General features: G+C 69.5%; 14 protein-coding genes. All 14 read left to right on the forward strand.

Annotation, left to right across the window (positions count from 1 at the left end; genetic code table 11):
- Positions 1–42: 42 nt before the first annotated feature.
- The 14 genes from AB0F70_RS08670 (at position 43) to AB0F70_RS08735 (ending at position 26875) form a co-directional block, all read left to right on the forward strand.
- Positions 43–411 carry a hypothetical protein gene (locus AB0F70_RS08670; protein WP_357446214.1) on the forward strand — a complete coding sequence of 123 codons (369 nt, stop codon included), beginning with the start codon at positions 43–45 and terminating at the stop codon, positions 409–411.
- A 185-nt stretch (positions 412–596) separates the two neighbouring features.
- On the forward strand, positions 597–3782 hold the full coding sequence (locus AB0F70_RS08675) for a hypothetical protein (RefSeq protein ID WP_357446217.1): 3186 nt from the start codon (positions 597–599) through the stop codon (positions 3780–3782).
- Positions 3783–3895: 113 nt separating this feature from the next.
- Positions 3896–12391: an RHS repeat-associated core domain-containing protein gene (locus AB0F70_RS08680; protein WP_357446220.1), complete on the forward strand. Its 8496-nt coding sequence runs from the start codon at positions 3896–3898 to the stop codon at positions 12389–12391.
- Positions 12391–12801: a hypothetical protein gene (locus AB0F70_RS08685; RefSeq protein WP_357446223.1), complete on the forward strand. Its 411-nt coding sequence runs from the start codon at positions 12391–12393 to the stop codon at positions 12799–12801. Before AB0F70_RS08680 ends, AB0F70_RS08685 begins: the two co-directional genes overlap by 1 nt.
- 776 nt (positions 12802–13577) lie before the next feature.
- Entirely contained in the window at positions 13578–15179 is a 1602-nt protein-coding gene (locus tag AB0F70_RS08690; protein WP_357446226.1) for a UDP-N-acetylmuramoyl-L-alanyl-D-glutamate--2,6-diaminopimelate ligase, read from the forward strand.
- Positions 15180–15281: 102 nt separating this feature from the next.
- Positions 15282–16742 (forward strand): UDP-N-acetylmuramoyl-tripeptide--D-alanyl-D-alanine ligase, encoded by a 1461-nt coding sequence (gene murF / locus AB0F70_RS08695; protein WP_357446229.1) that lies wholly within the window; start codon positions 15282–15284, stop codon positions 16740–16742.
- Positions 16739–17821 carry a phospho-N-acetylmuramoyl-pentapeptide-transferase gene (gene mraY / locus AB0F70_RS08700; protein WP_357446232.1) on the forward strand — a complete coding sequence of 361 codons (1083 nt, stop codon included), beginning with the start codon at positions 16739–16741 and terminating at the stop codon, positions 17819–17821. Before murF ends, mraY begins: the two co-directional genes overlap by 4 nt.
- Entirely contained in the window at positions 17818–19293 is a 1476-nt protein-coding gene (gene murD / locus AB0F70_RS08705) for a UDP-N-acetylmuramoyl-L-alanine--D-glutamate ligase (RefSeq protein WP_357446235.1), read from the forward strand. Before mraY ends, murD begins: the two co-directional genes overlap by 4 nt.
- A 15-nt stretch (positions 19294–19308) precedes the next feature.
- On the forward strand, positions 19309–20541 hold the full coding sequence (gene ftsW / locus AB0F70_RS08710) for a putative lipid II flippase FtsW (protein WP_357446238.1): 1233 nt from the start codon (positions 19309–19311) through the stop codon (positions 20539–20541).
- Between the two features lie 115 nt (positions 20542–20656).
- Positions 20657–21820 carry an undecaprenyldiphospho-muramoylpentapeptide beta-N-acetylglucosaminyltransferase gene (gene murG, locus AB0F70_RS08715; RefSeq protein ID WP_357446241.1) on the forward strand — a complete coding sequence of 388 codons (1164 nt, stop codon included), beginning with the start codon at positions 20657–20659 and terminating at the stop codon, positions 21818–21820.
- Complete coding sequence (murC, locus tag AB0F70_RS08720) at positions 21817–23322, forward strand: UDP-N-acetylmuramate--L-alanine ligase (RefSeq protein WP_357446244.1); 1506 nt, start codon at positions 21817–21819, stop codon at positions 23320–23322. Before murG ends, murC begins: the two co-directional genes overlap by 4 nt.
- Positions 23323–23579: 257 nt before the next feature.
- A complete protein-coding gene (locus AB0F70_RS08725) occupies positions 23580–24383 on the forward strand; it encodes an FtsQ-type POTRA domain-containing protein (RefSeq protein ID WP_357446247.1) in 804 nt (267 codons plus the stop codon).
- A gap of 316 nt (positions 24384–24699) precedes the next feature.
- Positions 24700–26046 carry a cell division protein FtsZ gene (ftsZ, locus tag AB0F70_RS08730; protein WP_357446250.1) on the forward strand — a complete coding sequence of 449 codons (1347 nt, stop codon included), beginning with the start codon at positions 24700–24702 and terminating at the stop codon, positions 26044–26046.
- A 37-nt stretch (positions 26047–26083) separates the two neighbouring features.
- Complete coding sequence (locus AB0F70_RS08735) at positions 26084–26875, forward strand: polyphenol oxidase family protein (RefSeq protein ID WP_357446253.1); 792 nt, start codon at positions 26084–26086, stop codon at positions 26873–26875.
- Positions 26876–26998 lie beyond the last annotated feature (123 nt).

Raw genomic sequence — 26998 nt, forward strand, 5'->3', positions numbered from 1 at the left:
CATGAGTGCCGCCCGGCCCCGGACCGCCGCTAGCCTGCTGCCATGTTCGAGTCCCCCTTGTTCTGGCTCGTGATCCCGCTGGGCGCGCTGCTCGCGGTGATCTTCGGCGGCATGCTCATCATGCGTCTGCAGAAGAAGCTCCGTGAGCCGCTCTTCCCGAGCGGTACGGAGCCGACGGGCGGGGGAGCCGGCCGCCCGGAGCCGACGGGCTGGGACGCCAGCCCCAGCACGTTCCATCAGGGAGCAGGGGAGAGTCGTGAGGACTTCGTCCGACGGCACCGCCACCGGCCGGGCGTCGTCGCTGACGGCGTGACCCTGGTGGACCTGTACGACCGGATCAAGCGGCTCGAGCACCGCATCGCCGTGCTCGAGGGCGACCGGGACGAGGACGTGCGTGGCCCTCGTCCGTAAGCCTCGAAACATCACCCGCGGCTGGTAATAGTTCACCCGCAATTCGGCAAGATTGGTTCCTTCTTACCCCTAACCTCCCCTATGTGGATATTTTGGGCATTGGTGGGGCGCGTCGAACGGCGAATGCGGTGTGGGAGCGTTCGGCGCGAGGGATTCGGACGCGTGCCGGCAGCGCGGTAGCCGCGGTGACGGCGCTGGTAGTGCTCGCGACGGGTGCGTCAGCGCTGGTCGCGACGGGCGCTGCCGACGGGATGCTGTCGGCGATGAGCCCGGGCGATGAGCCCGTGCTGGAGTGCCCCGTCGAGGAGCCCACGATGTCGGACGCCCTGGCCACCGCCGCCCGGTGCGGCCACGAGGTCGAGGCGCTCGACGAGAAGACGCCCTGGCAGTCGTTCTTCGGTCAGCCGTCGGGGCAGGTGCGGCTGGAGGTCGGGAGCAGCGCGGACGCCTCCGACGCGGACGGTGACGGAGACTTCGAGCCGATCGAGACGGCGGTCGCCGAGGACGAGACCGGCCGCCTGAGCCCCGCCGCACCGGCGGTGGCGATGAGCTTCTCCTCGGGGGGCGACGATGCCGCTTCCGAGCCGGACGTGCTGGCACGGATGACCTCCGCGGACGGTCAGGTCGTCGACGTCGAGGCGCCCTTCGAGCTCACCGACCCGGTCGTCGACGGGGACCGGATCGTGTACCCCGACGTCCTGTCGACCGGCGGCAAGCCGTCCGGCGTCGACCTGGTCGTCGCGGTGAACGCCGACGGTTCGGGCTTCAGCCAGGTGCTGCGTATCGCGGACGAGAAGGCTGCGAGGAACCCGCACGTGGCGGGCCTCGACGCTGACTTCGGCCTCGGCGTGAGCGCCCAGGACGCCGCCGGTGCGGGCCTGGAGGTCGCGCGTGAGCACGGTGCCTTCACCGTCACCGATCCGCATGCGACCGAGCCGGACGCCGACGACGGCGACCCAGAGGTGTTCCGGTCGTCCCGCCCGCTGGTCTGGACCTCTGAAGCGCCTGTGGAGGAAGCGCCCGCGGATGAAGCGTCCGCCGAGCAGGCCGCCGACACGACTGTCGTGCCGGCCCGGGCGGCGTCGTTCTCCGAGGCGGAAGCCAGCCCGTCCGCATCGGCCCTGTCCGGCTCGGCAGACCCGCTGGCGGGTCCGCTGACCCCGGACGCGGTGGTCGAAGTTCCGGTGGATGACGGCGATGGTACCGAGGATGTGGTCGGCGCCGCGATCGAGAGCGCGGCGACCGAGGAAACTACACAGTTTCCGATGTTCGCCGCTCTGGCGGTCTCCGGAACGCTCTCCGAGGTGACGGCCATCCGCAGCGCCTGGCCGGACAGCTCCTCCTCGTACCAGTTCGACGGCGACGCCGGTGTCGGCCGGTGCTCGGCGCCGGACCCGTACGCCGGGTACCAGTGCGGGCTGTCCAGCACGCACCGCAGCCTGTACGAGTTCGGCGGCCTGAGCGGGGTGGGAGGCCTGTCGTCGTCGGACGTGACGAAGGCCGTCTTCAACATCAATGCCACGTTCTCCTACAACTGTGACAAGACCGGCGTCTGGGTGTACCAGACCGGCTCGAACGCCGTCAGCAGCTCGACGACGTGGCACAACCCCGGCTCCTGGTCGACGAGGCTCGCGACGGCGCTGGTGACGCACCGGTCCGGCTGTGACGGCATGGTGCGGTCGGTCGGGTTCGACGTCACGGCCGGCGCGAAGAAGGTCGCGTCGTCGAACTGGTCGTCGCTCACCCTGGGTGTGCGCTCGGCGAACGAGACGACGATGGCCGGCTGGAAGCGGTACATCGGCCGGAACGACGGCAACGGCGGTACCAGCCCGCGCGCGACTCTGTCGGTCACCTACAACCGTGCGCCTGGCATCCCGACGAGCCAGAAGACGTGGCACAGCAAGGAGGACTACTCCTGCAGGACCGGGACGGACCGTCCGGTGCTGCGCACCACGACTCCCAAGCTGTCCGTCTTCATCCGCGACCCCGATGGGAACGCGACCAAGGCGCGGTTCCAGATCTGGCGGATCAACAGCGGCACCCAGACCTGGGGCGCGTACATGTCCTCGTACCTGCCGACCGGTAGGACGCACACCATCCAGGTGCCGAGCGGCAGGCTCGCGTCCAACGTCGTGTACAAGTGGCGCGCGCTGGCCAGGGACTCGACGGGCCGAGAAGGCTCGTGGTCGAAGTGGTGCGAGTTCACGGTGGACATCACCAAACCGTCGATGCCGAACATCCTTCCCGTGACGAGCGGCCCGGGTATCGAGGCTGTGTACACCAACGAGAACGTCGAGGCCGGCGGCATCGGACTGACGGGCAAGTTCCTGCTCGGATGGAACGGGTCCACGGACGTGGTCCGGTTCCATTACGGCTTCACGGATCCCGCTACCCCGAAGCGGGTCGCAACCACCTCGACCGGGAACGCCGTCATCTCGTTCACGCCGACCAAGCCCGGTCCGGTGACCGTGTACGTGCGGTCGGTAGACCGTGCAGGCAACATCTCCGACCCGCGGACGTACTCCGTGGACGTCGCCGCGCCTCAGGCCACGCATGTCTGGCGGATGGACGAGGGCTCCGGTACGACCGTTGCGGACGGAGCATGGGTCACGGTGAAGGAGCCGCTGACGCTCAGGGACGACGGAGCAGGCACGTCACCGTCCTGGAAGATCGGACCGCACGAGCTGTTCGGATCGCGAGCCGGGGACAAGGCGCTCTCTCTGGACGGTATCGACGACCGCGCCGTGACTGTCGGCGCCGGGATCGACACGACGAAGAGCTTTGTCGTGACGGCGCACGTGCGTCTACCACCGGACGCCGACCTGGCTGGAAACGACATCGCGGTCTCGCAGAACGGCACCGCACAGTCGCCCTTCGCTCTGATGTGGTGGGGGTCGTGTCGGCCCGACGGCGGCTGCTGGTCGTTCAACCTGTACCGCGCGGATGCAAACGAGTCCCCGATCGTCCGCGCCACCCAGTCCACCGGGGTGACCTATACCCCGGGTGAGTGGGTGCACCTGACGGGCTCGTGGGACAAGGACACGGGTAAGGCATCGCTGTGGGTGTGCCCCATCGGCACGCCGGAGCGTCCCTCGCCGGCGAACCCGATCCGAAGTGATTCCACGACAACCACGCCCACGCTGTGGCGCGCGACGGGTCCGACGGTGATCGGCCGCGGCATGTGGAACGGCGCGACGGCTCACTACTTCGACGGCGAGGTCGACAACGTGCGCGTGTTCGAAGGAACGGTCATCGCCGAGAACAAGATCCGCCGGTTGTGTCAGGGCGCGGATGACACCGACTTCCGGGGCGGTGCACCGGCGCTGGACCCGACCGCCGGCGACAAGCCGGCAGAGGAGCTGGGCCAGTGACCGCGCGAGAAGCGGGTGGAGACGTTCGGAAGCTGATGAGCGAGATGGGAACTGCGGTGACGGGGACGGGCAAGAGGGTGCGTGGCGGTCTGAGCAGGGTGACAGCCAGGAAGATGCGTGAGGTCCGGTCGGGCTGGCGCGCAGGAACACACCGCATCGGCGTCGCGACTGTCGCGAGCGGGCTGGTGTTCGCCCTCGTCGCCCAGCCGGCGCTCGCCGTCGGCCCGCACACGGGAGTCGAGTGTCAGCCCACCGCGACGGAACAGGACGCCGCGCTGGAGCTGGCGGAGTCCTGCGGGATGGACGTGGAGATCACGACTGCCCGCTCGCCGTGGTCGACGTTCACCGCGACCGAGGAGGGCAAGGTCTCCCAGGAGGTCACCGCGGTCGCCACCCGGACCTCGGTGAGCGGGGCCTGGGGGCCGGTCTCGAACCGGGTCACCGACGCGGACCCCACCGACGGGATGCTCGCCGTCACGGCACCGGTCTACCCGATCACGCTGTCCGACGGCACGGCGGGCAGGCCGCTCGCGACGATCAACAAGGATGGCCACACCCTCACCTATGACAGTCCGTTCGACCTGACCGAGCCGGTCGTCGACGGGGACACGGTGACCTACCCCGGGGTCGCGGGCAAGGGTGCCGACCTGGTCGTCACCATCAACTCGGACGGCACCGGCATCTCCACGGCGCTGCGCCTGGCCGATCGTGCCGCCGCCCTGCGTGCCGACAAGAAGATCGGGCTCGGCGAGCTCACGTTCCCCGTCACGACGTCGGCGGGTCTGACCGTCACGCAGAACGCGGCGGGTGGCTTCGACGTCGTCGACGCCTTCGGGGAGGACGTCTTCCGCGCTCCCGAGCCGAAGATGTGGGACTCCTCTGCCTCCGGCGCGCCCGACGAGAGCGCCGCGGGTTCCGGTCTGTTCAGCTCTGGTGCCACGCAGCGGGGCACCAAGGCTTCCGCAGGGCCGACGCCCGCCGCGCGGTGGGACCAGGTCAGCGGCGAGGACGCCGACGACCCGGCGGCCCGCGCGACGGCCCCGCTTCACGGAGACGAGCAGGTGTCGATGCCGGTGGACCTCGTCCCGGCCAAGGCCCGCCACACCACCGGCGCGCTGACGTCGGGGACGCCGGCCGACGCGGGCACGGGAGCGGGCGCGCTGAGCGGCGCCTCTGCGCCGGGCACCGATCTGACCGGCGGGCTGTCCGTTGGCGGGGAATCCCTGGGCGGGTTCGGCTCTGCCGGCGCCACCGAGCCCTCGACGGTCGGTGTGCGGATCCGGCCCGACCGGGACTTCCTGCTCTCGGACCCGGACACGGTGTTCCCCGCCCTGATCGACCCGACCGTGACCTCCGCGGGCAACGAGTGGCTCATGGTGCACGAGGGCACGCAGGATGCCACCAGCGGCTACATGTTCGAGGGCAACCAGGGCCTCGGGCTCTGTGACGTCGCAGTCGCTGCCTCCTGCCTGGAAAAGGTTCGGTTCCGGCTGGGCTGGCAGTTCGCCGGCCTCGATCACCTCGGGCTCCTCGAGCCCGCCGCGATCACCTCAGCCACGTTCAGCGTCTACGGCGACCACAGCTGGGACTGCACGGCACGCACGGTGCGGCTGTACGGCACGAAGCCGATCGACGCGGCGTCGAACTGGGACAACTGGGGCGCTCCTCCGTTCGGTACGGAGCTGTCCCGTGTGACGGTTGCGCACAAGGAGGCGTGCGACAACGCCGGATGGGTCGACTTCGACGCGACGACGGGGGCCAAGAACCTGGCCGCGACCGATACCGGAACGCTCAGCCTGGGTCTGGTGGCCCTCAACGAGACCGACATGACGCAGGGGTGGAAGCGGTACCGACACGACGCCAAGCTCACCGTCGAGTACGAGCCCCCGGCGGTCTCGGCGAACGCGGAGGGCGCCGACCTGGCGGCGCGTACGAAGAACCTCGACCCGGCCGAGCGGGCCGCGGACGACGCGGCACCGGACGCCGTCACGCCGACACCGGAGCCGGTGGCGGCACCGCCGGAGCCGACCGCGGACCCGGCGCTCGTCCCCGTGCAGAAGACCCCGGATGCCGCCGAGGCCACCCTTCCCGTGCCCGAGACGCTGACCGCGGTCCCGGACACGGCACTGGGCGGACTCGACCTGAAGATCGGTGCCCCGGCCCCTGCCGCGGGAACGCCTGAGGCCGCCTCAGAGGTGCACGTCGAGGTCGCGGACCAAGCCACGGCGATCGGCGCCGGGATCTCCGGTGTGCTCCTCGACGTCACCGACACGTCCGCCGAGGCACCGCCGGAGAACGGGGTGCGGCAGGTGCAGGTCCAGGTGGACTACGACAAGTTCACCGACCTCGCGGGTGCTGACTGGTCGGGCCGTCTCGGCATCGTCCGCATCCCGGAGTGCCATGCCACGACCCCGGACCTGGAGGAGTGCTCACCCACGCCGGTCGACTCGACGAACAACGCCACGGACGGAAGCGTGACCGCGACGCTCGACCTGGCTGCCGCGGGAACCCCCGCTGCTGCTGCGGGCGCGGCGGAGAGGTCCGCCACCACCGAAACACAGGTGGGCGCACTCGCGGCGGGTGGTGGTGACACGTTCGCCGTCACGGCGGGCACCAGCTCGGGTGCCGGTGACTTCGGCGCCACTCCGCTGTCTTCGGCATCCTCATGGTCGGTCAGTGGTGGCACGGGCTCACTGGGCTGGTCGTACCCGATCCAGGTCCCGTCCCCGGCGGCCGGGCCCTCGCCCGAGCTCGCGATCGGCTACTCGAGCGCCTCCCTCGACGGGCGGGTGTCCAGCACGAACAACCAGTCCTCGTGGGTCGGGGACGGGTGGGACATGACCAGCGGCTTCGTGGAGCGACGGTATGTGCCGTGCTCCGAGGACCGGGACGAGTCCGGCGGGCAGAACCCGAACAACGCCTCCCGCAAGACGGGCGACCTGTGCTGGGACAGCGACAACGCCTTCCTCGTGTTCAACGGCACCTCCTCGGCACTGGTGAAGAAGGACGACGCCGACACGACCGACGCCATCGAATGGCGTCCCGAGTCCGACGACGGCACGCTCGTGCAGCAGTACGGACGGCCGACAGGCACGGCTGCCACGACAGACGCCGGCTGGGCCGGGGAGTACTGGAAGGTCACGACGACTGACGGCACCGTCTACTTCTTCGGCAAGGACGGGCGGTACTCCGGCGACACGCTGGCACAGAACTCCCGCTGGACCGTTCCGGTGTACTCGAACCACCCGAACGAGCCCGGGTACAAGTCCGCCTTCGCGGAGTCGGGCCGCCAGATGGGGTGGCGGTTCAACCTCGACTACGTCCGCGACACGTCGGACAACACGATGACCTACCGGTACGAGAGCGAGACCAACCGGTACGGCGCGAACAACAACACGGGCGCCACTCGCACCTACACGCGCGGCGGCACACTCGACTGGATCAGCTACGGCACCCGTGCCGGGTCCGAGCCGGTGAGCGCTACCGGAGCCGGCGCTCCGAACTTGGTCGCCTTCGCCACTGCCGAGCGCTGCCTGGTGGCGGCGACGGACTGCGAGAACGCCGACCGGGGGACGACTGCCGGGGCGGTGCGCTGGCACGACACACCCGTGGACCTGCTGTGCTCATCGAGCACCAGCTGCCCGGACGTCCGGAGCCCTGCGTTCTTCTCGACCAAGCGCCTCACGACCGTGGTGACGAAGGTGAACGTCGGCGGCACGCTGACGGCCAAGGACTCGGTCGCCCTGACGCAGACGTGGCGTGACCCGGGCGACGGTACGGGCCGGATCCTGTGGCTCGACGCGATCAGGCGCACTGCCAACGGACCCAGCAGCTCGACGTCGGACGACGTCGTCTTCGACCCCATCCGGTTCACCGGCAACGAGCAGATGCCGGGGCGTGTCGCGGACACGGTTGTCGATGGCCTGCCTGCCATGAACCGTATTCGGGTCGAGGGGATCACTACCGAAACCGGCGCGACGATCGCCATCAAGTACACGCCGACGGAGTGCACGGCTGCTCTGTACGAGCCGGTCGCACAGGGCTATATCTCGACCGCGCACCAGTCCGCGAACGAGAAGCGATGCTTCCCGGTGGTGTGGCACCCGTGGGGTATGCCCGAGCCGCGCAGCGAGTACTTCCACTCCTACATGGTGTCCAAGGTGACCCAGTCGGCAGGCCAGACCGGTGCGTTCAGCGTTGATGTCGTCACCTCGTACGCGTACGGCGGCGGCATCGAGTGGGCGCGGATCGATGATCCGCTGACGCCCAAGAAGGACCGCACCTACTCGATCAACCGCGGCTACGAGACCGTCACGACTACCACTGGATCCGACTCGGTTGCTGCGAAGACCAAGACGCGGTACCTACAGGGAACTGGCAAGGACATCAACCTGGAGCTGGGCTCGATCACCACCCGCGGTGTCAGGGACCACGAGCGGTTTGCCGGTATGCCGGTCACGAGCACGGTGGTCAACGGACAGACGGGGGTCTCCAAGACGATCACCATCCCCGAGGCAGAGGAGACGGCGAGAACGGGTAGTGCCGGGACGGATGATCTGTTGGTCGCCACCCGGACCGCCCGGATGGACGTCTACACCGCGTCGTACACGGCCGACGGCACGCAGGAGTACGTGACGCGTACCGATACGGAGTACGGCGATCATGGAGAAGTCACCAAGGTCAACGACTACGGGGCGTTCTCGGAGACGGCTGACGACAACACGACGTCGGACGACCTCTGCATCACTACCGGCTATCTGAAAGACAGCGCCAAGCATTTCGTGGTGCCGATTACGACCAAGACGGTCAGCGTGCGATGCGCCATCACGGAGACCACTCCCGACCAGTTGATCGGGGCGTCAAAGATCAGCTATGACGATCCTGGCGACCGAGGGCTGCCGACGAGCGTCAAGACGAACGACAAGGACGGTGCTCTCAACAACGCGTCTCCGACCGTGCACACGGTGTATGACGACCGGGGCCGTGTAGAGAGCTCGACCGACCCGTTGGGGCGGGTATCCGAGACTCGATACACGGAGTCTCATGGTGTCCCTGCCACGGTGACCACCAAGAGCCCGGATCCGGATGGCGCGGGCGATGGCGACGGTGACGGCGTCACCCTGACAGCACACGAGTCGACAACCGCCCTGCACCCGCTGCTCGGTGTACCGACCAAGGTGAGCGACCCCAACAACCGTCTCACGACGGCGAGCTATGACGCCGCGGGCCGCCTGCTGTCGGTGAACTATCCGGATCGGCAGGGCGAGTCGGCAAACGTCACGTACGCCTACTCGACGTCGCGCACCGGTGTGAACGCTGTGACGACTAGGACGCTCGCCGCGGACGGGGTCAAGTACCACGTGTCCGTGGCCCTGTACGACGGTCTGCTGCGACCCATCCAGACGCAGACCGAGTCGCTGGACGGCGACGAGGAAGCCGTCAACGGCCGGCTCATCACCGACACGGAGTACGACGTGAACGGCCGGGTCTGGTTCACCACCTCAGGCTGGTTCGCGACCGGGAAGCCGAGCACGACCCTGGTGGGCGCGGCCGTCGAGCCGGACGCCACCACGGTCTTCACCTACGACGGCCTAGGACGGGTCCGGACCGAGGCCCTGTTCACGGGGAACATCTCGAACGCGGCCTACGAGCGATGGCGCACGACCACGCACTACGACGGTGCCACTACGACCGTCATTCCTCCGGACGGCGCGACCCCGACCCAGACCAAGGTCGACGCCCGTGGCCGGACCGTGGCGCTGAGCCAGTTCCTCCGCGACCCGGTCAAGGACCTGTCGGTCCGCACGCTGGCCGGCGTGCTGGACCTGGACGAGCAGACCACCAAGTACGAGTACGACAAGGCGGGACGGCTGTCCAAGGTATTTGACCCCGATATGAACGAATGGGAGTACCGGTACGACAAGCTCGGCCGACAGGTCGTGGCCATCGACCCGGACGCCGGCAAGACGGAAACGGAGTACGACGCCGCAGGTCAGGTCACCTGGGTGATGAACGGCGCGAACCAAAAGCTGCACTACACCTACGACCAGCTGGGGCGCCGCAAGACGGTCCGGCAGGACACAGCCACCACAGGCACACTCCGCGCCAAGTGGACGTATGACGTCTTGACCTCCTACGCCGGCACGAACCCGCCGTCGGCCAAGGGGCAGGTCACGAGCTCGACCCGCGTCGCGCCGTCGGCTGACGGGAGCGGCGAGTTCGTCACGGCCCTGACCGGGTTCGACGCTGCCTATCGTCCGACCGGGACGGTGACCGTCATCCCGGACACTACCCAGATGGCCGGGCTGAAGGGCAGCTACGAGCAGAAGGTCACCTACACCGCGGACGGGCAGGTCGCCTCGACCACGTATCCGGCCGCCGGTGGGCTGAGCAAGGAGACGGTGACCACGCACTTCGACGAGGAGACGAGCGTCGCCGAGTGGATGGGTGGCGGGTTCGGGTGGGGTACGTACGTCGCCTCCAGCCGTACCGACGTCTTCGGCCGGCTGTCCTACCTCGACCTCGGTAACACCTACGGCACCGTCGTGTCCTACGGCTACGAGGTCGGCACCAGCCGGCTGATGAACGTGAAGCTCGACCGCGAACGGATCGGCGGCACCGAGCTCGACATCAGGTACGCGTACGACGACGCAGGCAACGTCCTCAGCGCCAAGGACAAGCCGACCGCGGCGGGCCGCGCCGCGGACCAACAGTGCTATCAGTACGACGCGCTGCGCCGTCTGACCGAGGCCTGGACGCCCGCTACTGGCAACTGTGCGCTGGCGAAGTCTCCCGCCGCATTGGGCGGGTCTGCCCCGTACTGGGCGTCCTTCGAGTACGACGACGTTCTTGGCAATCGCACCGACGAGACCTACAGAACTCGCGGGCTCGCCGGCGATGTCGACGGTGGAGTGACGACCCAGAGGGGCTACGACTATGAGGGCAGCAGGGACCTCAACGCGGACGGTGACTCCACGGACGCGGGTGAGTTCGCCGGGCCGCACGCAGTCACGTCGATCACGACGGACGGGCCCAGTGGCAGCACGGAAACGTCGTTCACCTATGACAACGCGGGCCGGACTCGGACCCAGACGCAGGACAGCGACTACCTGACCACCAAGCTTTCGCTGGGCTGGGACCACGAGACCGAGCTGGCCTCGACCAGCACTGCCACCACGGTGTACCCGGAGCCCGAGCCGGGCTCAGGGGACGACGACAGCGACGGTGACCAGTCCTCTGGGACCGGGCCCGACCGGGGAACGGGTACGACGGCGACCGTCACCGGGCGGAACCTGTACACCGCTGACGGGGACCGCCTCGTGCGCACTGCCCCGGACGGGACGATCACGGTGTACCTCGGTGGCCAGGAGATCACCAAGGCACCCAACGGAACGGTCACCGGCGCCAGGTACTACAGCTTCGCCGGCCAGACGGTCGCGATGCGTACCGCGAACGGCCTCGGCGGTGTCACGTCGCTGATTAATGACCCGCAGGGCACAGCGCTCGCTTCGGTGCACAACACCAACTGGACCACCAGCAGTGTGGCCAAGCACTACACGCTGCCGTTCGGTGAGCAACGTGGCGGGGACTCGGCTCCTGGCGACCACGAGTTCCTCGGCAAGGTCCGCGACGCCTCGACGGGCCTGACCCTCGTAGGTGCGCGGTGGTACGACGAGACCGTCGGCAGGTTCCTGTCGGTCGACCCGGTCATGGACCTGGCCGACCCGCAACAGTGGAACGGGTACGCGTACGCGAACAACAACCCCACCACCTACTCTGATCCATCAGGTCTATTGCAGGCCCCTAGGCCGACGATCGATGGGGACTACCGGCTCACCCAGAATACAAACCGGGCAGTTGCGAACAGGAACTCAGGCTGGAACATCAATCTGTCCGGGGCGCTCGGAAGAGTCGTTTCAAGCACGGGCCTGAAGTTTATTCTCGGTGTTGTGGGTGGTGTGATCTCGGACATCGCATCTGCCCCGTCGGTCGCAGACGCAACGTGCCCAATAGGGGGCTGCTCGACCGTTCAGGATAAGATCGTGGTGCCCGATATTGCCAGGATGAATCAGGACACCGGGGCCGTCTCTGTCACTCGGCCGACGGCACCGTCGCCTGCCACTGGTGGTGCCGGCAGCGGGAACAACAGCGGAAATGGCGGAATCAAAACCACCTTCGCCGACCCTGAGGAAGAAGGCGATGACGATGAAGCGGACGACAGTCGTACCGACTTCTTCACGGTCCAGGGGCCGCATGATGCAGCGCGGTTGGCCTCTGGTGGGCAGCCGTTCCCCACGGATCCCTTCAAGGCACATCTTGGTCCTGGTGTCTACTCGTGGGGTAGCAAAGCGGAAGCCGTGGCCTATGCTGCGAATAAGTCCGGAACTACAATTATGCGGTTCTCGGTGAATAACCGTGACCTTGCTGGGATGTCTCAAGCGCATGTTGGGAGGATGACAGATAGGGCCGCAGCCGAGTTCGTCGAGCGGCATAGCTCTATATATGGCGATGGTGCGAGACATGGTCTTGGCTACATCTCACGGCCGACATCGAAGGGTACGGAGCACTTCTTCTCGGCGGACGTATTCAACTTACTAAGGTGGCACTGATGGAGAGTCGACGCACGACTCATGCTTACCGGCTGATCAAATCGTCCTGGGGTATCAGTATTGTAATAACCGGCACAGTGTCGATTGGTGATGGCTCCAACCGCGTTGCTGATCGCGGGCATTCCATCGGCTTGAGTTTCGGCGATGCGGCACCGTCATTGCCCGAGTCGTATCGCAGTGAGCTTCGCAGGGGCCTGGATGCCGTTGCCGATGACATCGTCGCTCGGGTTGGAAACTCGCCTGTTCTTGTGAATATCGAGAATGTCCTGTTCAATGAGGTCGATTTTCAGGTCGACGGCTTGGCTGTAGCCATGTGTCGGTGGGCCGAGAAGGCATTCGAACTTTCACCAACGCGGATTCTCGAGACGTTCGATCGTGCTGCCAATCGATACTGCTTCGATTGGACTTAAAATGCTCGAGTTGATGGGTTCCGCACTCCTGTGCGAAGCACTGGCGTGGCGAGAGCGTCGTCGACCATGAGGTTGCGGGCGTCCTTGTTGAAGTTTTCCGGTGGCCGACTCGTCGGCCGATGTATATCAGGACGAAGAGCGCTCAAGAATTCGGAATGTCGCACATGAACTTCAAGATCTGATCATCGAAGGGCTGGCGGTCAGTTGAATCGAAATGCCACGCCCGCGATTTTCGGTGGTGACGCCTGGGAATCCATTGCGTCTCGTCAGATCAGTTTTCTGATTGGATGAAGACAATATCTGACAGAACGGCGGTCTAAGTGGCGATATTTGGGTCCAATTGGTTTCCGTTTTCGATGTCAACCGAAGTCGCCGAGCTCGTCGCTGAAATCTTGGATGAATTGACGGGCAGGAATGGGTTGCCCCTGCCGGAAGCCGTGGCTCGGATCAATGCGCAGTGGGGCGATCTTGACATGGCGAGCCCGACGGACATCATGCTGCACGAAACCGACTTCTACTGGGCGACAGTCATATTGTACGAACGGCCGATCCCTGACTGGTGGGAGGGGGCCGACCGCTCGTCGTGGACACGACGCGCCGCTCCACCTGTTGACTCGGGATGCTGGACGGTTTCAAGGGAACAGGGATAACTCCTCAGCCGCGGTACGGGGCTTTCTTGCACGTAGACGCCCAGTGACCGGGACCGCCCCACAACCACCACCCAAGCCCCACAGACAGGACAGGCCCCTACCCCCGGACGCGGTAGGTTCTACCCCGTGACATCCCCGTTCGACCGGATCCGCCCGGCGGCCACCACCGCGCGCCAGGTCTCCGACCTCGCCGCCGCGTTCGGCCTCACCATCGCCCCAGGTCATCCCGCTGATGCCGCGGTCACCTGCGTGGCCTCGGACAACCGGGTCGCCAGGCCGGGAGACCTCTTCGTAGCCGTCCCCGGTGCCCGCGCGCACGGCGCGCAGTTCGCCGCCGACGCCGTCGCGCGCGGGGCCAGCGCCATCCTCACGGACGCGCGCGGGGCCGAGCTGATCGGCGCCGACAACACCGTCCCGGTGCTCATCGCCGACGAGGATCCCCGCGCCATCCTCGGCCAGGTCGCCGCCTGGGTGCTGGGCAACCCCGCCGAGGACCTGATGACCTTCGGCGTCACGGGCACGAACGGCAAGACCACCACCACCTACCAGCTCGACCACCTCCTGCGGTCGCTCGGCTGGAAGGGCGGCCTGATCGGCACCGTCGAGACCCGCTCAGGGGACCGCGTCATCCCGAGCGTCCTAACCACCCCCGAGGCCGCGGACCTGCAGGCCCTGCTCGCCGCGATGCGCGAGGACCACGTGCGCACGCTCGCCATGGAGGTCTCCTCCCACGCGCTCGCGCAGCACCGGGTCGACGGCGTCGTATTCGGCGTCGCAGGGTTCACCAACCTGACCCAGGACCACCTCGACTTCCACGGTGACTTCGAGTCGTACTTCGCCACCAAGGCCGACCTGTTCACGCCCGCCCGGGCCCGCCGCGGCGTCGTCACCATCGACGACACCTGGGGGGAGCGCATGGCCGAGGCCGCGCAGATCCCCGTCGCGACGCTCACCACGCTGCCCGGCAAGGACGCCGACTGGACCGTGACCGACGTCGCGCCGTCGGGCACCGGATCCGCCTTCACCCTCACCCACCGTGATGGGCGCACGCTGCGCACCTCCACCTCGCTGCCCGGCGGCTACAACGTGGCCAACGCGGCGCTCGCGGTGGCGATGGTGCTCGAGGGCGGCTCGGACATCCGCGACGTGACCGACGCGCTCGCGGCAGGTGACGGCCTGAGTGCCACCGTCCCGGGCCGCATGGAGGTGCTCGCCACCTCCCCGCGCGTGGTCGTGGACTTCGCGCACAACACCGAGGCGCTCGAGCTCAGCCTCGCCGCCCTGCGCCCGACGACGTCCGGCAAGCTCTCCGTGGTCTTCGGCGCGACAGGCGACCGCGACCCGGGCAAGCGGCCGTTCATGGGTGCCGCCGCCGTCCGCGGCGCGGACGTGGTCTATGTGACCGACGACGACCCCCACGACGAGGACCCCGCGAAGGTACGGGCAGAGGTGCTCGCGGGCACCGGAACCGACGGCACACCCGGCCGCACGGTCGATGCGGCGGACGGCAGCGGCTCGCGTACCGTGGAGGTCCACGAGGTCGCCCCGCGCGCGGACGCCATCCGCGCCGCGATCCTCGCTGCCGGCCCGGATGACACGGTGCTGGTCGCGGGCCGCGGGCACGAGACCGTCCAGGAGATCGCCGGCGTGGACCACCAGCTCGACGACCGCGTCGAGGCACGCGCCGCGCTGGCGGACCGGGCAGCCGTACCTCAGCAGAACGTGTAGCCCCAGCAGTACGTGCAATCCCAGCAGTACGTGCAAGCCCAGCAGGCCCCAGCAGTACGCGTAGCCAGAGCAGGACCCCGTGCAGGAGAGGACACCACAGGCATGATCGAGCTGACTGCGGCCCAGGTCGCTGCAGCCACCGGCGGGCGGCTGCACGCCGACCCGGACGTCACGGTCACGGGGGCGGTGATCATCGACTCGCGCGACGCCGCGCCCGGTGCGCTCTTCGTGGCGCTGCCCGGCGACCGGGTGGACGGTCACGACTACGCGGCCACCGCGGTTGCCGGGGGTGCCGCGCTGGTGCTGGCGTCCCGCGAGCTGGACGGCCTGCCCACGGTAGTGGTGGACGACCCCCAGGCGGCTCTCGGTGAGCTGGCGCGGTACGTCCTGGCGACGGCGCGCAGCGGCGCCCACGGCGGCGTCGTGCCCCAGGTGGTGGCCGTGACCGGCTCGGTGGGCAAGACGACCACGAAGGACCTGCTCGGCCAGCTCCTCACCCCTGAAGCGGGTGGCGAGCAGGCGATCATCTTCACCAAGGGCTCGTTCAACAACGAGATCGGCCTGCCGCTCACGGTCCTGCGGGTCACCGCCGCCACGCGCTACCTGGTGCTCGAGATGGGCGCCGACCGCCTCGGCAACATCGCCTACCTCACGGGCATCGCGCCGCCCGACGTCGGCGTCGTGCTCGCGGTGGGCGTCGCGCACATCGGCCACTTCGGCAGCGTCGAGATCATCGCGAAGACCAAGGCCGAGATGGTCTCCGGCGTCGTCGACGGCGGTTCCGTGGTGCTCAACGCCGACGACCAGCGGGTCATGGCCATGGCCGGCCTGGCCGGTCCCGGCACGACCGTCCAGACCTTCGGCACCATTCCGTCCGCCGACGTCCGCGCCGAGGACATCACCATCGACCCCATGGGCCGGGCGAGCTTCACGCTCCGCGTAGCCCGCGGCGGCGAGGCCGACGAGCAGCGCGCCGACGTCGCGCTGCAGCTCGTCGGCGCGCACCACGTGAGCAACGCGCTCGCTGCCGGGACGGTGGCGCTGCGGCTCGGCGTGCCGGTGGCCGACGTCGCGAAGCGGCTCTCCGAGGCCACCGCGCTGAGCCCGCACCGGATGGCCGTCACCGAGCGGCCCGACGGCGTCACGGTGATCGACGACGCGTACAACGCCAACCCGGACTCGATGAAGGCCGCGCTGCGCACTCTCGCTGTGGTGTCCGGCCGGACCCGCCGTTCGGTAGCGGTGCTCGGCGAGATGCTCGAGCTCGGCGACAGTGCCCGTGCGGCGCACGACGAGATCGGCCGGCTCGTGGTGCGGCTGAACATCAAGCAGCTCGTCGTGGTCGGCCAGGGCGCCTACCACATCCATGAGGGCGCCATGCAGGAGGGCTCCTGGGGTTCGGAGTCGATCTTCGTGCCCGACATCGCCGCCGCCCGCGAGCTGCTGGACGAGTCGCTGGAGTCCGGCGACGTCGTGCTCGTGAAGTCTTCCCTCGGTGCCGGGCTGACCGCGCTCGGGGACCACCTGTCGGGTGCCAAGACCACAGAGGACAACCACAAGTGATCGCGATCCTGGTCAGCGCCGCAGTGGCGCTGCTCGTCGCCCTGCTGGGCACACCGGTCTTCATCAAGTTCCTGATCCACAAGAACTACGGCCAGTTCGTGCGCGAGGACGGCCCCACCGGGCACTTCATCAAGCGCGGCACGCCTCAGATGGGCGGCGTCGTCATCATCGCGGCGACCGTCCTCGGCGTCGCTGCCTCGATGCTGGTGTCGCAGCGGCTCCCGAGCGTGTCGGCGCTGCTGGCGCTCTACCTCATGGCGGGCCTCGGCCTGATCGGGTTCCTCGACGACTTCACCAAGATCCGCAAGCAGCGCTCCCTCGGCCTGACCCCGCGCGCCAAGCTGATCGGGCAGGGCGTCGTCGGCGTCTCGTTCGCCGTGCTCGCGCTGCAGTTCCCCAACGAGAACTCGCGGACCCCCGCGTCGACCAAGATCTCGTTCCTGCGCGACACCGAGATCGACCTGGCGTTCGCCGGCGCCACCGTCGGCGTCATCCTCTTCGTGATCTGGGCCAACCTGCTGGTGTCCGCGTGGTCCAACGCGGTGAACGTGACCGACGGCCTGGACGGCCTGGCCACCGGCGTCTCGATCATCACGTTCGGCGCGTACGTGCTGGTCGGGATCTGGCAGCTCAACCAGTCGTGCCAGCTCGTCGCCACAGCCGGACCACGCTGCTACGAGGTGCGCGACCCGCAGGACCTGGCCATCGTCGCCGCGGCGGTCACTGGCGCGTGCGTCGGGTTCCTGTGGTGGAACGCCAACCCCGCCAAGATCTTCATGGGCGACACCGGCTCGCTCGCCCTGGGCGGCGCGCTGGCCGGCCTGTCGATCCTGTCGCGGACCGAGCTGCTCGCGGTGATGCTCGGCGGGCTGTTCGTGGTCATCGTCTCCTCGGTGGTGATCCAGGTCGCGTACTTCAAGATGACGGGCAAGCGGGTCTTCAAGATGGCGCCGCTGCAGCACCACTTCGAGATGTCCGGGTGGGGCGAGGTCACGATCGTCATCCGGTTCTGGCTGATCGCCGGCCTGCTCGCGGGCCTGGGCATGGGCATCTTCTACGCCGAGTGGGTCGCCTCGTGACGGACGCGGCAGGCTCCGACGCCTACGGGACCGTCGAGCTGCGCGTCCCGCTCGCCGAGGCCCGGGTGGTCCTTGCCGGCCTCGGCGTCACCGGCCGCTCGCTGCAGCGCGTCCTGACGTCGCGCGTCGCCTCCCTGGTCACGGTCGACGACAAGGCCGACGACGCCGACCACCGCGGGCTGGACGCCGACGGCGCCGCGGCCGTGCTGGCCGCGGCGGACCTGCTGGTCGCCTCACCGGGCTTCGCGCCGCACCACCCGGTCGTCGCTGCCGCGCTGGCCGCGGGCGTACCGGTGTGGAGCGAGGCCGAGCTGGCGTGGCGCCTGCGGGTAGTCTGCCTCGGCTCCGACCAGCCCGCCGAGTGGCTGGGCATCACGGGGTCCAACGGCAAGACGACCACCGTCGAGATGCTGGTCGCGATCCTGCGGGCCGCGGGCCTGCGCACCGCCGCCGTCGGCAACGTGGGCAGGTCCCTCGTGGAGGCGGCGCTCGACCCGACCCTCGACGTCGTCGCGGTGGAGCTGTCGAGCTTCCAGCTCCACTTCACGCACACGATGTCGCTGCAGGCCGGCGCGGTCCTCAACGTCGCAGCGGACCACCTCGACTGGCACGGCTCCATCGACGCGTACGCGCGCGACAAGGGCCGCATCTACGAGAACGCACGGGTCGCCTGCGTCTACAACGCCGCGGACAAGAAGACCGAGGACCTGGTGCTCGAGGCCGACGTCGTCGAGGGCGCGCGCGCCGTCGGCTTCGTGGCCGGCATGCCCGGCCCGGGCGACCTCGGCCTGGTCGACGACGTCCTCGTGGACCGCGCCTTCCATGCCGCGGGCGACGATCCGGACCGCCGCAAGAGCGCCGCGGAGCTCGGCACCCTCGCCGACCTGAAGCAGCTGGGTGACCACAACGGCGTCGTGCCCGCACACATCGTGGCCGATGCCCTGGCCGCCGCGGCCCTGGCCCGCGCACACGGCGTGCCCGCGTCCGCCGTCCGCGACGGGCTGCGGTCCTTCGGGCCGAGCGACCACCGCATCCAGCGCGTCGCCGAGGCGGACGGCGTCACGTACGTGAACGACTCGAAGGCCACGAACGCGCACTCCGCGGCCGCCTCGCTGGCCGGTTTCGCGCACGGCAGCGTCGTTTGGATAGCCGGCGGGCTGCCCAAGGGCGCCACTTTCGACGAGCTCGTCTCGTCCCGCGCCGACCGGATGCGCGCCGCGGTCGTGATCGGCTCGGACCCCCGTCCGCTGGCTGACACGCTGGCCCGACACGCGCCGAAGATCCCGGTGGTGGTGATCGATCCCGGTGACACTGGGTCCGTGATGCACCGGGCGGTAGCCGCAGCGCGGGACCTGGCCCAGCCGGGGGACACCGTGCTGCTGGCGCCTGCGGGTGCGTCGCAGGACCAGTTCGCCTCGTACGCCCAGCGCGGCGAGGAGTTCGCACGCGTGGTGCGTGAGCTCACCGCCTGAGCAGGAGGGACGGGTATGGCCACGACGAGTACGAACCGCGGCGCTCCTGCGCGTTCCTGGCTGGGTCAGTGGAACTCGAACGTCTCCAGCTACTACCTCCTGGTGGGCGTCACGGGGCTGCTGACCGTCATCGGCCTGATCATGGTGCTGTCCAGCTCGACGGTGACCTCGATCGCCGCGGACGAGTCGCCGTACGCGGCGTTCCTGGTCCAGGCGCAGTACGCGCTGATGGGCCTGCCCGTGCTGCTGGTCGCCGCACACTTGCCGGTCCGCTGGTACAAACGGCTCGCGATGCCTGGTCTCGCCGTCGTGCTGGTGCTGCTTGTCGCGGTGATCTTCCTGGGCGACGTCACCAACGGCCAGCGGAACTGGCTGGAGCTCGGGCCAGTGCGTTTCCAGCCGTCCGAGCTTGCCAAGCTTGCCCTCGCCATTTGGCTCGGCACCGTGCTGGGCCGCAAGCAGGCTCTGCTAGGCAGTTGGTCGCACGCGATTCTGCCCGCCGTGCCGGGCGCCGTCGTGGTGCTCGGCCTGGTGCTCGCCGGCGGAGACCTCGGCACGGCGCTCGTGATGGGCCTCCTGGTGGCCGGCGCCTTCTTCGTGTCCGGCGTGCCCATGTCCCTCATGACGCTCGGCAGCGTGCTCGCGGCCTTCGTCGTGGTTTACGTGTTCATCCTGCAGCAGGACGGCGGGGACCGCCTGGAGCGCATCAACGCAACCTACGGTGGCTCGTGCGACCCTGCTTCGGGGTGCTACCAGTCCCTGCACGGCCTGTTCGGCCTGGGTACCGGTGGGCTCTGGGGCGTTGGCCTGGGCGGGAGCCGCGAGAAGTGGAGCTACCTGCCCGAGGCGCACAACGACTTCATCTTCGCCGTCATCGGCGAGGAGCTCGGCCTGTTCGGCACGGTGCTGGTGCTCGCGCTCTTCGCGGTGCTCGGGCTGGCGATGAGCCGGGTGATCCGGCGGCACACCGACCCGTTCGTCAAGGTCACCACCGCCGCCGTCGCCTGCTGGATAGTGGGCCAGGCGTTCGTGAACATCGGCGTGGTGATCGGCGTCCTGCCGGTGATCGGCGTGCCGCTCCCGCTGGTGTCCGCCGGTGGTTCGGCGCTCATCACGACGATGGCGGCGCTCGGGATGGTGATCTCGTTCGCCCGGACCGAGCCAGGGGCTGCCAAGGCACTGGCTGCACGCGGTAGCGTCGTCCGCAAGTCACTGGCTGTGCTGGGCGGCGCGGTTCGTAGACGGTAGAAATGTGCACGGTGGCTCCATCCGTGACGAGATCCGGCACCTCAGGTCTTGTCGCGGCGGGGCGGCCGCGCACCGATCCGCCCGCGCCGTTCGGCCGGGCGACGACGAGAAGGTGATGATGAGCTCAGCAGTTGTGTCGGTGGTGCTCGCCGGTGGCGGTAGCGCAGGACACGTGAACCCCCTGCTCGCGGTGGCCGACGAGGTACGGCGCAGGGAGCCCGGCGCGCGCGTGCTCGCGCTCGGCACCACCACCGGTCTGGAGGCCGAGCTCGTGCCGGCCCGCGGCTACGAGCTGCGGCCGATCCCGCGCGTGCCGCTGCCGCGGCGCCCCAGCCCCGACCTGCTGCGGCTGCCGGGCAGGCTGGCCGCCGCGGTGAAGTCGGCGGAGGACGCGATCGACGAGATCGACGCGCAGGCGGTCATCGGGTTCGGCGGGTACGTGGCAACGCCGGCGTACCTCGCGGCCCGGCGCAAGGACATACCGATAGTGATCCACGAGCAGAACATGCGCCCCGGCCTGGCCAACCGCCTGGGTGCCCGGTGGGCGGCCCGGGTCGGGCTCACCTTCGCCGGCACCCCGCTGCGCGGCGGCGTCCTCACGGGACTGCCGCTGCGACAGGCGATCGCGGGTCTCGTGCAGGAGCGCGAGGCTGACGCCGCGGGCGCCCGGGTCCGTGCCGCCGCCGAGCTGGGCCTCGACCCGGCGCTGCCGACCCTCGTCGTCACCGGCGGTTCCCTCGGTGCGGTGAACCTGAACCGCGGGGTGTCCCGTGTTGCCGCCCAGATCCTCGCGACTGGCGCGCAGGTGCTGCACCTGACCGGCAAGGGCAGGAGCCCCGAGGTGCTCGAGACGCTGGCGGCGGTACCCGACCTCGACCGCCGGCGCTACCAGGTCCGCGAGTACCTGGAGCAGATGGAGCTCGCCTACGCGGTGGCGGACCTGGTGGTCTGCCGCTCCGGTGCGGGTTCGGTGGGCGAGCAGGCAGCGCTCGGCATCCCCGCGATCTACGTACCGCTGCCCATCGGCAACGGCGAGCAGCGGCTGAACGCCGCGCCGCTCGTGGAGGCCGGCGGCGGCCTGCTGGTGGACGACGCGGACCTGACACCCGAGTGGGTGTCCACGAACGTTCCCCCGCTGCTCGCGGACCGCGAGCGGCTCGGTGTCATGGCGAAGGCCGCCCGGTCGGCCGGCACCACCGACGGCGCCGCACGTGTCGTCGATCTCGTCGAGCAAGCCGTACGGTCAGCAGGTACCGACACCACGGAGGTCAGGTCATGAGCACCACGGTCACGGATCAGATGACGGATCAGGTCGCGAAGCTCGGACGCGTCCACATGATCGGCATAGGCGGCGCGGGCATGTCCGTGGTGGCGCGCCTGCTCGCCGGGCGCGGCGTACCCGTGCAGGGCTCGGACGCCGCCGACTCGGAGACGCTGGAGGCCCTGCGGGCCGAGGGCGTCAAGGTGTGGGTCGGGCACGATCCGGCGCACCTCACCGGCGTGGACTCCGTGGTGATCTCGAGCGCCGTGCACGAGGACAACCCGGAGCTGGCCGCCGCCCGCGCCCGTCGTCTCAACGTCCTGCACCGCTCGCAGGCGCTGGCCGCGCTGATGGAGGGCCGGCGCGGCGTCGCCGTCGCCGGCGCGCACGGCAAGACGACGACGTCGGCGATGATCGCGACGATCCTGCGCGAGGCGGGTCTCGACCCGTCGTACGCGATCGGCAGCACCGTCCGTACCGCCAACGGCTCGACGCCGGGTGGTCACCTCGGTTCGTCCGACGTGCTCGTGGCCGAGGCCGACGAGTCGGACGGTTCGTTCCTGAACTACACGCCGACCATCGCGGTGGTGACGAACGTCGAGGCGGACCACCTGGACCACTACGGCACCCCCGAGGCGTTCAGCGGAGCGTTCATCCGGTTCGCGCGCCGTCTGGTCTCCGACGGCTGGCTCATCGCGTGCGCCGACGACGAGGGCTCGCTCTCGGTGGGCGCCACCATCTGCGCGACCGGCGGCCACGTCATCACCTACGGCACCAGCGACACGGCGCGAGTGCGGGTCACGGACATCTCGACGACGCCGGAGGGCACCACCGCGGTGCTGCGCGGCGACATCCTTGGCACCAACGAGCAGGTGGCCGACGGCGCCGGCGTGTCCGGCAACGTGCCGGGCATCCTGATGCGGCTCTCGGTCCCGGGCAAGCACAACGTGCTCAACGCGACCGCCGCCGTGATCGCTGCGGTGAAGCTGGGCGTGGCGCCCGAGCAGGCAGTCGCGGGCGTCGAGGCGTTCGTGGGCACGGGCCGGCGCTTCGAGGAGAAGGGCACCGCCGACGGCGTCCGCGTCATCGACGACTACGCCCACCACCCCACGGAGATCCGGGCCATCGTGACCGCCGCGCGCGAGATCGCCGACGGCGGCCGCGTGCTGGTCCTGTTCCAGCCGCACCTCTACTCGCGCACGAAGTTCTTCGCCGACAAGTTCGCGCTGGAGCTGTCCGCCGCCGACGAGGTGGTGGTCACGGCCATCTACGGGGCCCGCGAGGAGCCCGACCCGTCGATCACCGCGAACACCATCGTCGACCTGATGGTCGACCACGGCGCCGTCTACGCCGTGCCGGACCGGCTGGACGCCGCGCACGCGATCGCCGACCTCGCCCGGCCGGGCGACGTGGTGCTCACGGTCGGCGCCGGCGACGTGACGCAGCTCGGGCCCGCCGTCCTGGCGCGCCTGAACGGTCGCGTGGCGTCGGGCACGGCGACGGGGCTGGGCGAGGACTGATGCGACCGCCCGCGCGTCCTCGCGCCGCGGGCACGGCACGGCCGCGCCCCGCAGGTGAGGGTCCGGCACAGCAGGAGTACGACGGTCAGGAGGCTACGGGTCCGACCGCCCGTGGTCCCCGGGGTCCGGGTCCGGCGCAGGAGTCCGCTCAGCGGCCTGCTGCGCCGGCCGGGACCGGCCGCAGACCGTCCGGTGCGAAGGCACCGGCCCAGCGGCGCCCGGTCGAACAGCCGGCGCCGCGAGGGCCGGCGCCGGAGATGCTCCCGGCGGGCCGCCCCGGCGCGGCTCGCGCGACGCCGTCGGGCATCCGCGACGACGTGGTCTCGGACCAGCTGGCCGACCGGCTCGCCGAACGCACGGCGATGGCCCGCTACCGCATGTGGCGGCGGATCGGCTGGACCGCGCTGGCGCTGGCGGTCACCGCCGGTCTGGTGTGGGTGACGTTCTTCTCGCCGCTGCTCGCGCTCGACCCGGAGCAGGTCCAGGTGTCCGGGCAGGGCACCACCGTCGACGTCGAGCAGGTGCGCGAGGCAGCGACCGACGAGGCAGGCGTACCGCTGCCCCGGATCGACACGGTGGGACTGCGCGAGGAGATCCTCGCGATGAACGCCGTCAAGGACGTGGAGATCACGCGCGCGTGGCCGGACGGCCTGACCGTGAGGCTCACCTCCCGCGAGCCGGTGGCCGCCGTCCCGCAGCCGGGCGACGTGTACGCCCTGATGGACGCAGAGGGCGTGCGGGTCGGCACGGTGGAGGACGTCCCCGACCGCCTCCCGTCCATAGTGGTCTCGCTCACCGACGACGAGGCCGGCCGCCGTGCCATGAACGCTGCGCTCGAGGTGCTGGGCGCTCTGCCACGGAAGCTCGCGGGCCACGTCCAGACGGTCAGCGCGGCGACGCAGGACGACGTGCGGACCACGCTCTCGGACGGGCGTGTGATCCGGTGGGGGAGCGGGGCGCAGGTCGAGCTCAAGATCAAGGTGGCGCAGACCCTGCTGCGCGCGGAGCCGTCGGCCAGGACCATCGACGTCTCGTCGCCCGCCCTGCCGGTCACGCGCTGACCGTCACCTGCCGGTTTCGCCCCCGGTGGGGCGAATAGCACGGCAGGTCTGGCTTGTGATGTCGCAGGTCAGGTGCGGAACACCGCAGATCGGGCTTCTGACGTCGCTGGTCACGCTGGTCGCGACCCAAAATGACATCCGTGTGATTTCTCGCGTGCATCGGTGCGCGACACGCGCAACGATGTCTTCGACACACCTCGACGACGCACCTACCGTCGAACTCAGCAGCAACCTGACATAACTCTAACCCTCTACCTCAACCTGAGGGTTCTGGGATGAGAGTCGGGACTCGGGACCCGATCGAAAGGCAGACGACGTGGCAACTCCGCAGAACTACCTGGCAGTAATCAAGGTGGTCGGTATCGGCGGCGGTGGTGTGAACGCCGTCAACCGCATGATCGAGGTCGGCCTCAAGGGCGTCGAGTTCATCGCGATCAACACAGACGCACAAGCACTCCTGATGTCGGACGCCGACGTCAAGCTCGACGTCGGGCGGGAGCTCACGCGCGGCCTCGGCGCCGGCGCGGACCCCGAGGTCGGCAAGAAGGCGGCTGAGGACCACGCGGAGGAGATCGAGGACGTCCTGCGCGGCGCCGACATGGTCTTCGTGACGGCGGGCGAGGGCGGCGGCACCGGAACGGGCGGCGCGCCAGTCGTCGCACGCATCGCGCGCTCGCTCGGCGCGCTGACCGTAGGGGTGGTCACCCGGCCGTTCACGTTCGAGGGCCGGCGCCGCGCGGTGCAGGCCGACAGCGGCATCGAGAACCTCCGCGACGAGGTCGACACGCTGATCGTCATCCCGAACGACCGGCTCCTGTCGATGTCGGACCGGAACGTGTCGGCCATCGCGGCGTTCCACTCGGCCGACCAGGTGCTGCACTCCGGTGTGCAGGGCATCACCGACCTCATCACCACGCCCGGCCTGATCAACCTCGACTTCGCGGACGTGAAGTCGGTGATGCAGGGTGCGGGCTCCGCGCTCATGGGCATCGGCTCGGCCCGCGGTGAGGACCGTGCGGTCCAGGCCGCGGAGCTGGCGATCTCGTCGCCGCTGCTCGAGGCCTCGATCGACGGTGCGCACGGTGTGCTGCTGTCGATCCAGGGTGGCAGCGACCTCGGTCTGTTCGAGGTGCACGAGGCCGCGCGCCTGGTGCAGGAGGCGGCGCACCCCGAGGCGAACATCATCTTCGGTACGGTCATCGACGACGCCCTGGGCGACGAGGTGCGCGTCACCGTCATCGCGGCGGGCTTCGACGGCGGCCTGCCCAAGGAGCGCAAGGACAACCGCGCGCTCGGCCAGGTGGCCGGTGCCGTCACGAGCCCCGCGGCGACGCGGAGCCCGGCGACCGCGCCGGTGCCGCTGCCCGACGTGTCCGACGCGGCGCGCCGCGCGCCGGAGCACCACCACGGCAACGGGATGCCGCCGTCGGTCCCGCCGGTGCACCAGCCCTCGCCGGTCTCCACGCTGCCCCGCATCATCGACGACGAGGGTTCGGACGACGTGCCGCGCACGCTCGACGAGCCCGCCGTCGTGGTGCACGGCTCGTTCAACCGGCAGGACGTCTCGCGCGAGCAGGGCGAGCGTGTGGAGGTGCCGCCGCTGTACGACGAGAACCCCCGCCGCGTCTCGGAAGACCTGGATGTCCCCGACTTCCTGAAGTGATCCGGCCCGGAGCCGGCCGCCGGGTACTCTCGCACCCGTGAGCGACAGCCGGACACTTTCAGGCGTGCACCCCGTCGATCTTGGCGACGGGGTGCACGCCTTTTTCACCACCGCTGCGGGCGGCGTCTCGCCGGCCCCCTGGAGCACCTCGGACGGCGGCGGCCTGAACCTGGGCCTCAACGTGTCCGACGACGCGACCCGGGTGGCGGTCAACCGTTCCCTGGTCGCCGAACGGCTCGGCGCGCCGGTGGCCTTCGCCACCCAGGTGCACGGCGACGAGGTGCTGGAGCTCGGCCCTGCCGACCGTGCAGTGTGGGCCGCCGGTCGTCCGCCGGCGTCGGCGGGGGAGGGCGACGCGCTGGTCACCGCGGAACGCGGGCTGGGCCTCGGCGTCCTGGTCGCCGACTGCGTACCGGTGCTGCTCGCCGATCCGGAGGCGCGCGTGGTCGGGGTGGCGCACGCGGGACGCAAGGGTGTGCTCGCGGGTGTGGTGCACAGGGCCCTGGACGCGCTGATGGCACGTGGCGCGGACCCCGCGCGTGTGCGCGCCGTCGTCGGTCCTGCCGTGTGCGGGTGGTGCTACGAGGTGCCCGCCGCCATGCGTGACGAGGTGGCCGGCGTGGTACCCGAGGCCTACGCGACGACAAGGGACGGCACACCCGGGCTTGACCTGCCGTCCGGGGTGATGGCGCAGCTGGCCGCGCGCGGTGTCGCGGCGAGCCGGGTGCAACGCTGCACGCTGGAGGATCAGGACCTGTTCTCCCACCGCCGGGCCGGCGTGGCCGGTACCACAACGGGCAGACAAGCCGGAATCATCGCGCTCATTTGACGCCAGCGCCCGGATCGTCCTTCCGCGACACGCCGACAGCAACGCTCTGACCTGCGAAATCACACGGATGTCGTTTTTAGCGAGCATTCGCTGAACAACTTTGGCAAAGTTGTTCGTGGCACG

The sequence above is a fragment of the Promicromonospora sp. NPDC023805 genome (assembly GCF_040639635.1).
In the GTDB taxonomy this organism is placed as follows: domain Bacteria; phylum Actinomycetota; class Actinomycetes; order Actinomycetales; family Cellulomonadaceae; genus Promicromonospora.